General features: G+C 35.2%; 10 protein-coding genes. 9 read left to right on the top strand and 1 reads right to left on the bottom strand.

Going from position 1 to position 13,055, the window contains the following annotated elements; all coding sequences use genetic code 11:
* Window positions 1-429: 429 nt before the first annotated feature.
* Window positions 430-2,106 (bottom strand): AraC family transcriptional regulator, encoded by a 1,677-nt coding sequence (locus IW20_RS16420; protein WP_035624685.1) that lies wholly within the window; start codon window positions 2,104-2,106, stop codon window positions 430-432.
* Between the two features lie 344 nt (window positions 2,107-2,450).
* Between IW20_RS16420 and IW20_RS16415 the strand changes: the two genes are divergently transcribed.
* The 9 genes from IW20_RS16415 (at window position 2,451) to IW20_RS16380 (ending at window position 13,047) form a co-directional block, all read left to right on the top strand.
* On the top strand, window positions 2,451-3,185 hold the full coding sequence (locus tag IW20_RS16415) for a hypothetical protein (RefSeq protein WP_035624683.1): 735 nt from the start codon (window positions 2,451-2,453) through the stop codon (window positions 3,183-3,185).
* An 89-nt stretch (window positions 3,186-3,274) separates the two neighbouring features.
* The gene (locus IW20_RS26375) at window positions 3,275-3,451 is read left to right on the top strand and encodes a hypothetical protein (protein ID WP_165571454.1); all 177 of its coding nucleotides are present in this window, start codon (window positions 3,275-3,277) and stop codon (window positions 3,449-3,451) included.
* A 48-nt stretch (window positions 3,452-3,499) separates the two neighbouring features.
* Window positions 3,500-4,372: a helix-turn-helix domain-containing protein gene (locus tag IW20_RS16410; RefSeq protein WP_123869409.1), complete on the top strand. Its 873-nt coding sequence runs from the start codon at window positions 3,500-3,502 to the stop codon at window positions 4,370-4,372.
* A gap of 96 nt (window positions 4,373-4,468) precedes the next feature.
* Entirely contained in the window at window positions 4,469-5,149 is a 681-nt protein-coding gene (locus IW20_RS16405; RefSeq protein WP_035624678.1) for a hypothetical protein, read from the top strand.
* 31 nt (window positions 5,150-5,180) lie between these two features.
* The gene (locus IW20_RS16400) at window positions 5,181-5,732 is read left to right on the top strand and encodes a hypothetical protein (protein ID WP_035624675.1); all 552 of its coding nucleotides are present in this window, start codon (window positions 5,181-5,183) and stop codon (window positions 5,730-5,732) included.
* A 312-nt stretch (window positions 5,733-6,044) separates the two neighbouring features.
* Window positions 6,045-6,524 (top strand): hypothetical protein, encoded by a 480-nt coding sequence (locus tag IW20_RS16395; RefSeq protein WP_035624671.1) that lies wholly within the window; start codon window positions 6,045-6,047, stop codon window positions 6,522-6,524.
* A 141-nt stretch (window positions 6,525-6,665) separates the two neighbouring features.
* A complete protein-coding gene (locus IW20_RS16390) occupies window positions 6,666-7,004 on the top strand; it encodes a DUF4134 domain-containing protein (protein ID WP_035624669.1) in 339 nt (112 codons plus the stop codon).
* 11 nt (window positions 7,005-7,015) lie between these two features.
* Window positions 7,016-7,444, top strand: a complete 429-nt coding sequence (locus IW20_RS16385) for a DUF1896 family protein (protein WP_035624666.1) — start codon at window positions 7,016-7,018, stop codon at window positions 7,442-7,444.
* A gap of 38 nt (window positions 7,445-7,482) precedes the next feature.
* Window positions 7,483-13,047 carry a helicase-related protein gene (locus IW20_RS16380; protein ID WP_081912496.1) on the top strand — a complete coding sequence of 1,855 codons (5,565 nt, stop codon included), beginning with the start codon at window positions 7,483-7,485 and terminating at the stop codon, window positions 13,045-13,047.
* The last annotated feature ends 8 nt before the right edge of the window (window positions 13,048-13,055 follow it).

The raw sequence follows: 13,055 nt of genomic DNA, 5'->3' as shown, positions 1-13,055 counted from the left end.
TAAAATCAGGATGGTTTATAGTGTATAAAGTAATAAGATATGCGACTAGCCATTTTGGCATTTGATGCTGATAGTCTTTTTTTATCTCGTATCAAATCCTCCAACTGCTAAACGAACATATTATAATAGCATTACAACTCTTACCTTGCGATGAAAGATAATATTCTTGAAAATAAAGCCGTCTAAGGTAGTTTGATAGTAAGTAAAATGCAGATTCTCATTATAAAAGCTAGGAAGCAAGACGCTTTAGGTAAGCAAATTTACCTCATCTAATAAAAAGATAGCCCTTTATCTTTGCATAGAAGTGTGAATTTGTGCAGAATTTGCGAAAGATTATTAATACGATCTTTCAAGTAGTTAAATAAGAATGTGAAAAATGGGAAATGGAAAAAGAGAAGAATCACACCTGAGAAAGCCTTGAAAATGGTACTAGGATTGCTCCTTCTTTATTTCTTCGATAAAGTACATAGTAGGCATGCCTGTTCTGGCAAAAAAGGCATTTGCAAAACGTTGTGTACTGCTAAATCCAACTTCCTCTGCCAACGCTTTATTTGTGTATTTTCTTAGTTGCTTGTTTATCTTAAGCTGACTAATTAAATAATCAACCTTAAGGTCATTAATATATTCTACAAATTTTTTGCTTCTGTAGTGCTGTATTATTTTTGATAGATACTTAGCGTTAGAATCAAAAGCAACAGCAAGTTTTATTGATGTTAAATCTTTTTCAAGAAATTTTTTTTCTCTTTCAAATTTTTCTAATTGATTAAGAACTGAATTGACCGTTTCTTGATTTATATCCAGTATATTAGGTTCTATACTTTTTGTTACAGCTTTGCTCGTTTCATTTTTTCCCATTAGTTCATCAAACTTTCGCTTATAAACTCGCTTATTTCTGACATATCGATATACAATAAATAATAGTAATGAAAATAAAACAATAATTACACTTGTTAGAATAACATCATTGTGTTTTCTAATCTCAAGAGAAGTTTCAATTTGTTTTTTTTCTGCTAACAATTGTTTTGTATCATATTCTTTATGAATTCTTCCGGATAAATATCTATATCTTTTATTTAAAATACTGTCAGCCTTAATCAATTTCCTTATATAATGCAATTGTAATTTAAGGTCGTTTTTAGATTTATAATGATCAATGAGAATCTCAAAATTCTGTCGTAAGTCTGGTCGGATATATCCTTTCTTTTCAAATATATTATCAACTCTTTTAAAATACGATAATGCTAAGTTTAGCTTCTTGAGATCCCAATAACTTTTACCAATATAAAAATATCCGACAGCTTCATTTCCAAAATCTTTATTTTCTACTAATGTTGGAAGGGCAAAAGTTATCTTTTTAATAGATGCTGTCAAATTGTTCTTAAAATATTCATTCACTCCTTCTGAATGAATAAAATAATCCTTCATTTCTTCATTCTTAAGTCGCTTTCCTTCCTGTAGTCCCAGATTATTAGTTTCGGTACATAAACCATAATTGCCTATTTTATTATAACATAAACCCAGAGAATGAATTGAGTTCAGATAGGCTCGGTCATTTTCTTTGTCTGTTTTAAAGAAGTCAATACATTCCTTAAACAATGATATGGCTTCATTATAAAATCCGAGATAGTATTTTATACTGGCAATGTTGTATTTAACTTTATAAATCAGATACTGATCGTTGGTTTGGGATATAAAATTATTTGCAACCAAATAATTATCTAAAGCTCTTCTGTGCTTCTTCTGTCCATAATAGACAATTCCTTTCGATAAATAGGCAGATCCTATTAATGCATTATCTTTTGATTTGATAGCTGTTGAGATCATACTATCAGCATACACAAGCTTCAAATCGTCGGGTAGATAAAGTAGATAGTTTCTATATCCACTTACAATTTCTTTAGCATTTTTCTCTGACTTAGCCTTGTGCAAATATGATTTAAGATATAAGGACTGCTTAGTACTATCTTCGGTTAGATTTTCTATTTGTTCATACAGATAGTCAAAATCCTTATTGCGAAGCGTATCAGAAAAACTGAACCCAGTTTTCTGTGCCCAAATTTGTTCTCCCAGGCAAAGGGATAGTATTAATAAAATTATTTTGATCATTAGTACAATTAAAATTGAGGGATTTTCCTATACAATTTCTATTTTTTTTATGGCTAAAGCCTTTAGAAATAGCGTAAGGTTTTATTTGCAACAAATTCCGTCAAATATACCATAAACAATTGATTATAAGCCATTAATTCTAAAAAAGAGATATGGATTTTCGGAAAATCCATACCATTATTCTCGAAAATCCATACCTGTTGTGTTGTGAAGCTGAAATGCTCCTTTTAGCTTTGCCCTGAATTCAAAAGCAAAAAAATTAGCAAGGCGCTAATTTAAAGTTCTGCTTACCCGGGTAAAATGAACTGACTTTATAAGTCAGCCACATTTAACACATCTTAATTATGAAAACAATTTCATTATGGGTAGTGATTTTATCATCACTACTAATCTCATGTACTAATGATGAGGTTAGTACTACCAACGAAAATGCATCGGAAGAAGTTGACCAAATTTCAACTGGTTTAAGTCCTACTGATGTTGCGAATCCAGTAAATCCTTATGACAAGTTAGGAGTAGCTTATGAAGACATACTTACTATTTATGAGACTTTAGACACTAATTCTGACACTACAATTCTAAGAATAAGTGAACGGGTTAGTAAAATAGCTTTACAAAATAAAGATTTAATGAGTTTAAACATGGGAAATAACACTTCGGTTGTTAGCCCCCAAGAAATAGAAGTACTCTTAAAAAACCCTATGTCCTGCTTACAGGAAACATTAGCAAAATCCTCTATGACTATTGAAGCAAAACGTTGCTTATTTGATTTCATAAACTCACTTCTTTTACAAGAGAAAGAAGAGTACGATATCATTTATCAACACATCCTAAGGTTCGAAATATCAGTCATGAATAACAGCACTTTCACCATTAGTGATAAGAAAATAATTCTATCATCATCATCCCTAGCCAAATACATTCTTCGTATCATCAAAAAACGGAAAGATCCAGATTGGAAAACATCTATCGGAAATTTTGAGGGAGCTGTAAAAGGTGTGATTTACAGTCCTCTCCAGGGAGTGACTACAGCAGTTGTACTAGATATTATTAAACAAAAAAATATCCTCAGCAGATGATGAGCCAAATATTTTTGATTGAAAAACAATTAATCTGCATTTTTTGTGTCCTGTTAATTGTCTTCAATCTTATCAGCCTTTATTTCATCATGGACTTGCTAAGCTATGATGAAATAATTGCCTATCTCGCCGATGGTGAGTTGAAGGGTAGTAATCCGAGGAATCTAGCATTTCTTTTCTTCGGAACTACGGCCTCTAATATGTTTTTTGTCTCTGTTTTCCTTATGGTAAAATTCTCAAACATACATGAAGCATCTATAAAGTAATGTAATATCAAAAATAGTAAAGCTGAAAACTAAACAAAGAACACAGTCTTGGCAAATATAAAATCGATATCTCTTCCACTAGGTTTAAAAATTCACTTACTCGAAAATTCGGTATCGAAATTTTCAGTGACGGAGCTTTTTAATGAAAATTATTTTTCGATTATACTGGTCAAATCGGGTTCTGTTAACCTTCAAATTAATGAAAATAAAATTCACCTGTTTACTAATGAGATTATTACTATTCCACTGAGTAGATTCTGTAAAGTGCTATATATAAACGAGCCATCAGAGATCTGCGTGTTGTCATTCACTTTAGAATTTGCCTATATAAATAGTTTAAAGCATCCACACATTGGGTATTTTGAATTATATATTGCTAAGTACCCTGCAAAAATAGCGCTAAAAAATAAAGATTTTTTACATCTGCTTGATTTATTCAGATTACTATTCAGTAAAGCAAAACGGTACCGCAAACACGTATTCAAAGAAGAAACACTGATGCTAGGTTTTAATTTATTGATCTACGATCTTGCGGAGCGATATTATCAGTTTTATAAAGAACTAAATATTGATAATACCCTAAAAGAAAAAATACTACTACAGTTTTTCAGAACCCTAGAGTTAAACTATAAAAAACAGCATGGTGTAAAATTTTATGCAGACGTCTTATGCATTACTGCTGATCATCTAACGAAAATTGTTAAGGAAAGTACACAAAAGACAGCCAAGGAATTTATTGTAGATGCAATAATATTGGAGTCAAAGTACTTACTTCAAAATCAAGACTTAACAATTATCAATATAACAGAAGAATTGCAATTTGGCAATTCTTCTTTGTTTAGTAATTTTTTTAAAAAACATACTTTCCTTTCTCCAAGTGAATATCGTTTAAGTTTAAATATACCGAATACTATGAAATAATTGTTTTGGCTGGGTTAGTAATGTTCTGCAACTATTGATTTAGAATACTGTCGATTAAAAGTCGATAGCAATATTTACTAATTAAAAGTAAAAAGAATGACTCAAACCTATCTTTTAGAATGGATGGATTTAATGGTGACTTCAACCCTTGATCCCAATAAAACAGACCTTACTATGATTACTCCAGTTCAATCAAAAGAGATTATTGAAAAAGCAACTCAACAAACACTAATTATCCAATCACAGTTCACTATCCAGGTATTTTCTCTTACTAAGGAAAAAAAAATCAAAATTTTAGTTGGGAATTACTATTCCACATTGATTTTTCTTCAGGATAAAATCAGTGAAATTAATAGTGATAACACCTTTTGTACTGATAATCTGAAGGAAGTTACAACTACCTTAATCGCTTGTTTGGGTGAATTAATCGCTTTCGTTGAATCTAGATTTGCAAATTACCTGAGTGCGCCTTTCCAAATAACAGAAGGTAGGACAGCTAGACCTCTTGCAGCAAATTATCCTTCTGGAAAAGTCTTATGCAAACTTTCAACCGATCAGACAGCATTAATATTACGTGCCTCCGATGAACTCAAAATTCTAATGTCAAAATCAATGAACCATTTATTTAAAACAATAGTCCCGTTTTTATCGACTCCCAACAGGACAGATCTCTCTTATGATTCTATGCGTAGTAAGGCATACGTTGCCGAAGAACGCGATAAAGAGATAGCTATTGACACGTTGGAACGCATGATTAAACAGATTAAAGAATATTAATCGAACAATAACCCATTTAAAATTTAATGACATGAAAAAACTACCTCAAATTTTAACAATGACAATCCTCCTGATAACGATTGGATGCCATACTGAAGAATTGGACAAGACTACAGCAGCAGAACTTATTAAAAAAGAATATGACTACCCAAAGGTAGTGGATTATGATATTTTTTGTAGTGATCCCGAGCATGCCCAAGAGGTGATAAAGTCCGGATTAGAGTATAAAGGAATGGTGATTGTGCAGCGTACCCAAAAACTACGGGACGCAGGAAAACCATTAATCACATTTACAGAAAAAGCAAAACCTTATGTTATGTCCACTTCCGAGGAGGATAAAAAATACAATATTCAAAAAGTAAAGATTGCCGATGAAGCATTTGAAAATATTAAAGACATAACAAGTAACAGCACCGGTGAAAAAGCAATTGTATCTTATACAACAATAAGAAATAATACTGTTTTTAATTCATTGTTTAATAAAGACCTAACAACAGTAAAAAAACATAAAGCCTATTTTATACGAACAAAAGAAGGATGGCAAATTACAAGGAAATCACATTTTGAACTTATTAATTTTTAAAAGCTAGCCTGCTACTAGTTGTCTTCAACTAGTAGGCATAAATTATTTTTTTATCGATTCATTCATAGTTATACCATTCAATTAGCCTCCCACTGGGAGGCTTTTTTATTTTTTCTCATTTTTTCTATTTTTTTTCTCCCTGATTTTACTGGGGGTCCAACGGGGTACAACTGAGGTACAACAAAAAGTTGGACTTGTAGCAGTTGATTCACTAGTATTTCTTTGCCCTATAATTACGAACATCCGGATTTGAAAATAACCCAAGAATTCGGATTGTAAAGAACTAATGTAGAACGATAAAATGAGGAGCGTATGTTTACAAACATTTCATGGGGCAATTACATAGTTGTAATTGTTCTTTTATTAGCAAGCTGGTATTTATTTATAGGATTCCGATTTTACTTTGGTGATATCAAAGATCTTCTAAATGGCAAGCGGAGACTTCAATTCCGTTCACCACAGCATACCAGTTCTTATGAACCTGATCCATTGTTGCATTCTCAGGAATCGACAGAACGTAATTCCGTACCATCTCCGTTTGGAGAATTTGACACCACTTTTCAAGATGTTGATCATTTAATAGAGCGCTTAAAAACTGTTATCACGGATTCAACCAAAAAGAAAATTCCAAAGCAAGAATTTATCGATTATCTCAGATCAATTCTTGTTGAATACCCCTCAATCAAAAACTCTTCTTTTAGTTCTTCTGTGAGTGAACTAATTGTTTCAGAATGCACGAAAATCGATGCTATAGTTCTTACTCAGGAGGAAGCGGAAGCGTTATGGATCTGAAAAAAATTGAATTTTTTATACGGAGGAAATGCCCTGTCCGTCCCGATGCGGTATGGCAGATGTGACAAGAAAGTGGAATTGTGACAGCGGCAGCCTCCTTCGTTTTTTTACCTAATTATTTGAACTTTAAAATAATGTGTCATGAAAAAATGCGAATGGAATTTTAGAAAGTTTAACCCTCAAAAATTAGCTATTGTTGCTATCATCCTTGCACTGCTGGTATTTAATTATCAGAGCTACGGTCAAGATGGTCTTGCGGGAATCAATGAAGCCAATCAACAAGTAAGAAGTTATTTCGATGCTGGTACAGATCTAATGTATGCCATCGGAGCGCTGTTAGGATTAATTGGAGCTGTCAAAGTATATCAGAAGTGGAATGCGGGAGATCCAGATACAGGGAAAGTAGCAGCAGCCTGGTTTGGTAGTTGTGTATTTCTGGTTGTAGTTGCTACAGTGATTCAATCCTTCTTTGGTATTTAAAACCAATAGATATGGAAGATCTACTCAAAGAAAAGCTATGGTTCTATATCATTCATAATAATCCTGACTTAATGTTTACCCTGCAGGAAGAGTATGATGTATTGGGTTATCTGAATGAAAAAGTAGGTAGTGTAAAATCCTTATTGGAAGATATGTTATCCGAGGATACACCTCAATATATCATCGAAGAAATTTGTCTCAACATACTTACGGAAGATCTAAAACCTTCCCGGTTTATCTATCTCCGATCTCTACTTTCTGAAGAGTTTGAGAAAACCTATGCCGCTTTTCAGGAATCCGGTATTCTCACTTATGAGGTAATCAACCTTATAGAAAGTTGCCAGCCAATTTTTGAAGCTATCGGTTTTACAAAAGAAAATGAAGAAGATCCTACTTTGAGGAATGCCCTTATTGGTCAGATTGCTGACTATCTGAGTTGAGCTATTTATAGCAATATGTAGTATGAAAATAAGTAATTATGGCGTACAATCTATCTCAAAAACTAAGCACCAACATCGAGGCGATTACCATTGCAATGCAATGGCAGCAAGGTGATGTTTTATCGGAAGAAGCTATTGCGACACTTAAGGCATATGCTGGCTTTGGAGGTATCAAGGCTGTATTATACCCTAATGGTACTGCCGAAGACTGGATAAAATCGGGAGCGACTAGCGAAGATTTGAAACTACATTCAGAGATGATTCGTCTGCACGAATTATTACAGGAACACTATACTGAAAAGGATTATAATGCGATTGTTTCTTCGCTACGCAACAGTGTACTAACGGCATTTTACACTCCAGAGATTGTACCCAAAACCCTGTACACTGTTTTGCAAGAAGAAGGCATTAGTCCAAAAAAAATATACGAACCATCAGCAGGTTCAGGTATTTTTATTACGGAAGCAGACAAGACATTTCCAAATTTGGAACAAATTACAGCTGTCGAGAAAGACAGATTGAGCGGTTTGGTTCTTTCGGTATTAAACAGTACGCTGACAACAAAAAGTACCACTCATATCATAGGATTGGAGGAAGCACCCACAAATGATAATGGCAGTTATGATCTTGTGGTGAGCAACATTCCCTTTGGTAATTTTTCAGTTTATGATCCGGCTTATCCCGACAAAGCAATCTCCGGAAAAATCCATAACTATTTCTTTGCAAAAGGACTCGATAAACTCGCTGATGGTGGTCTTATGGCGTACATCACAACAGACGCTTTTTTAAACAGTCCTTCGAATCAGAGTGTACGGGAGTATCTTTTTCAACATGCAGATTTTGTGAGTGTGGCTGTCATGCCTGATAACCTGATGAAAGAAACAGGTAATACAGACGCTCCCAATCACTTGCTTATTGTTCAGAAAAATGAGCACAAGGAAAAGTTGTTTGACGATGAAAATGAACTGCTGCAAACCGTTGAACTGGAAAATGAATTTGGAAAATACAATATCAATAAATACCTGCACCATAGATCTGAGCTTATAATTGCAAATGAAATCTTCGCTGGTAAAAACCAATATGGTCAGGCGCATCAAAGTGTTAGACAAAGTGGTGATATTAATTCTATTGCAAATCCTTTGGCACAAAATATTAGAGGTGGACTAAAAGATAATTTCAGTTTAGAGCGTTTTGTGTTGGCTCAAAAAGCAGGTATCATTCAGCAACCTGAAATATCTGGTAAAAAATTCACCTACTTACCCATGCCAGAAAGTAAAGCAAGTGGTATTTCCGTTCAGCTGGGATTGTTTGATACTGTACCTGCGGAGAATATCAACCGCGCAATGGATTATATCAATCCGCTTGATGAAACTGTAGTGGATAAAAAAACGGCAAGAATACTTAGTACGATCCGTACAACAGATAATCCGACACATGAAAATGTAGTGCTGATTACCGCCAAACAAAACAAGTCTAATCGGTACTTATATAAATTATATTCTAATGTAAAAGAAATCGATGGCTTTTCAGCCAACTGGATGAATGGTGGGTTATTGCCGCATGAATTATTGGGGTTGTCCAATACACTACAGCACTACGACCATACCTATGTGTATGAAGGAGACAGAACCCTGGAATCTGCCTTTAATTTGGAAAGGCAAGTATATGAAGAAATAGCTTCATTCAAACCGTTCTACAAAGAAGGGACACTGGTTCGGCTTGGAGAAGCTATTGGAATTATAAGTGACATCCATAGCGAACATAAACAGGCTTTTTTTCAGCCCTTAGCATCACAGGGCAATCTTAAATTTTACGATGCCTATATTGTCATTCGTGATAATTATCTGGATTTATTTGAAAAAGAACAATCAGATAAAGCTGCAAGTAAAGAAATTCGGGAAAATCTGGATCAGCACTATACCAAGTTTGTTTCTCACTATGGTATTCTTAACAGTGCTGAGAATCGCAGGTTAATTATGCAGGATTCTGCTTTCGGTTTCACCATCCTTTCTTCACTGGAACGCAAGGAAGGGGAACGATATGTAAAGTCCGATATCCTAAGTGAATCTGTAGTACAACAACAGGAACGCTACTATACAGATGATCCCGCTGAAGCACTAGCTCGTAGTCTGAATGAAAAAGGAACTGTCGATTTAGGATTTATAACCGCTGCAACTGGTCTTGAAGAAAATGAGGTTATAGAAAGTCTGAACCAACTTATTTATCTAAATCCGATGCGTAAGGATTGGGAGACTTCAGATTTATATCTCAGTGGTAATGTGGTAGAAAAATTACAACAGGTTAAACAAGCAGTACAACAATATCCTGAAAACACTCAGTATTATAAAGGAATGCAGGCGTTAGAAAAGGTACAACCAGAACGCATCCCCTTTGAATTACTCGACTTTAACCTTGGCGAACGATGGATACCGATGCATTACTATGAAAATTTTGCTGGGCAATTATTTGATCAGGCAACAGAAATTAGTTATTTCCCATCACTAGATACCTTTAAAGTAAGTTCGGGGCATAATACCAAGATCGACAGGGAATTTGCAGTAACTCCGAAAAGTGGACGAACCACTTATGGTTACACGATATTAGAGCATGCACTTGAAAACACGGCTCCTTTTTTCACTTATGAAGTAGATGGACCAACAGGCAAACCAATCCGATTACCGGACAATGAAGCCATTCAACTGGCACATCAAAAAATCGAGAACATCCGTAGTGGGTTTATTGAATGGCTACAGGAATTGCCCGTGAGTGATAAGAATGAATTAGAAAGCCTCTATAACAATACATTCAATTGTTATGTACTACGCGAGTATGACGGAAGCCATTTGAGTTTTCCTGGTTTAGACAAAAAAGCACTTGAAATCGAAGATTTATACAGTTCTCAAAAAAATGCTGCATGGCGGATTATTCAAAATCGTGGTGCTCTAATTGATCATGAGGTGGGACTTGGTAAGACACTGACCATGATTGTCGCTGCCAATGAAATGAAACGATTGGGCATTATTCATAAACCTGCGATACTGGCGCTACATGCCAACGTAGACCAAATTGCTACAACCTATCGCAAGGCGTATCCTAATGCCCGAATTCTGGCTCCTGGAGAAAATGATTTTACTCCGGCTAAAAGAGTACGCCTGTTCCATGAAATCAAAAATAACAATTGGGATTGTATCATTTTAACGCACGATCAGTTCGGTAAAATTCCACAATCACCGGAAATCCAAAAAGAGATTTTACAAAATGAACTGGACAATGTAGAACGGGATCTTGATACGGTAAGAGATTTGGGAGGTGATATCTCCAAAAAAATATTAAAAGGTCTTGAGATACGAAAAAACAATCTCGATGGGAAACTAAAAAAAGTACTCAGCGATATAGAAGACAAGAAAGACAGCGGCATCAACTTTAAAGAAATGGGTATCGATCATCTTTTTGTAGATGAATCACATAAATTCAAGAATCTGACTTTTACTACCCGCCATGATCGTGTTGCCGGAATTGGAAATATGCAGGGAAGCCAAAAGGCGCTTAATATGTTATTTGCTGTTAGGACTCTTCAAGAGAAATTTGATTCCGATCTGTGCGTGACCTTTCTCTCGGGAACTCCTATTTCTAATAGCCTTACCGAGATGTATTTACTATTTAAATACTTACGCCCCAAAGAAATGGAACGCCAGCGTATAGAAAACTTTGATGGATGGGCATCCGTATTTGCCAGAAAAACAACTGACTTTGAATTTTCAGTCACCAACGAGATTATTGCCAAAGAGCGTTTTCGCCATTTTATTAAAGTTCCGGAACTGGCATTATTCTATAATGAGATTACGGACTATAAAACAGCGAAGCATATTCATCTGGATAAACCTGAAATTGACGAGCAGCTGGTCAATATTAGTCCAACGCCCCAGCAAAGCGAATTTATTATAAAGCTTATGCAATTTGCAAAAACCGGTAATGCCACACTTATCGGAAGAGCACCTCTTACTAGAGAGGAAGATCGCGGAAGAATGCTAATTGCTACCAATTACGCTAAAAAAATGGCTGCCGATATGAGACTCATAGATGAGAGGTATGCAGATCATCCCGACAACAAAGTCAATACCTGCGCCAGAAATGTAGCTGAAATGTATACTGCTTCGGCTATACACAAAGGAACACAGATCGTTTTTTCTGATATCGGAACTCCTAAACTGGATGCTTTCAATATGTACGATGCCCTTAAAGATAAACTGGTAGCGGATTTTAATATCCCTGCCCATGAAATTACCTATATCCACGACTGGAGTGACAAAAAGAAGGCACAACTGTTCTACAAAATGAATACCGGTGAAATACGCATTCTTTTGGGTAGCACCGAAAAAGCGGGTACTGGACTAAATGTACAAAAACGTGTGGTTGCCATGCATCATCTAGATATTCCCTGGAGACCTTCGGATTTGGGGCAGCGTAATGGACGAGGTGGCAGACAAGGTAACGAAATCGCCAAACAGCATTACAACAATAAAGTAACCAATTTCATCTATGCCACCGAGCAGTCCTTAGACAATTACAAATTTAATCTACTCAAGAATAAACAGACTTTTATCAGTCAGATGAAAAACTGTGAACTGAATGTCCGATCTATTGATGAAGGTGCAATGGATGAACAAAGCGGAATGAATTTCTCAGAATATATCGCAGTATTATCAGGTGATACTTCTTTACTGGAAAAATCGAAATTGGAGAAGAAAGTAGCAGTAATGGAAAGCCTCAAAAAAGCACATTATAAGGAAATTTCCAGAACTAAATATCAGGTTGAATATCTGCTTGAAGAAAAAGCAGTCACTTTTAAAACATTGGATAAACTAATTACCGACGACAGCTTTTACAAAAAGAATCTAAAATATGAACCTGATGGATCTAAAGCGAATCCGATACAATTATATGATTGTAAAGTAACCGATCCCGAGAATATTGGCAAACAAATTATCGAACTCTATAAACATTGGAAACCTCCTGAAGGAGAAAATGAATCCAAACAGATTGGGAAATTATATGATTTTGGGCTCTATATAAAAAGAGAACGCGAAGCGTATCAAAATGACGGTCTGTACCAATACCGCTACTCCAACAGTTTTTATGCACAACGTTTAGAGGATGGGATTAAATATACTTTCAATGGCGGCACTCCGAATGTAGACAATCCAAAACTGGCATCTCGTCATTTTCTAAATGCTATTGACCGGTTGGAACACCTCAGGGAAAAGTACCAAAAGTCCCTGAATGAAATTGAAAATCAATTGCCGGAATTGCAACAATTAAGTACAAAAGCTTTTAGCAAAGAGCATGAGTTGCAACAAATGAAAAGCGACCTCTCCAGTTTGGAAAGGGAAATAGCCTTAAAAATTCAGGAGAACCAACTCAAACAGAGCAATCCACAAGATAGCAATGAAGAAACAGTAGAATCTGGAGTAGCATCAGTAATTCAGTTACCAGTACAGAATAATGAAGAATCAAAACATTTTACTACGACAGAAAGTGATAGTGCTAAATGGCAGCATCGGACATTTTCCGAAATAAGACGTAGCAACAGGATGAAATTTTAAATGTATAG

It is taken from the genome of Flavobacterium hydatis (assembly GCF_000737695.1).
Lineage (GTDB): Bacteria > Bacteroidota > Bacteroidia > Flavobacteriales > Flavobacteriaceae > Flavobacterium > Flavobacterium hydatis.
This window is presented reverse-complemented; position numbering and strand designations above follow the sequence as displayed.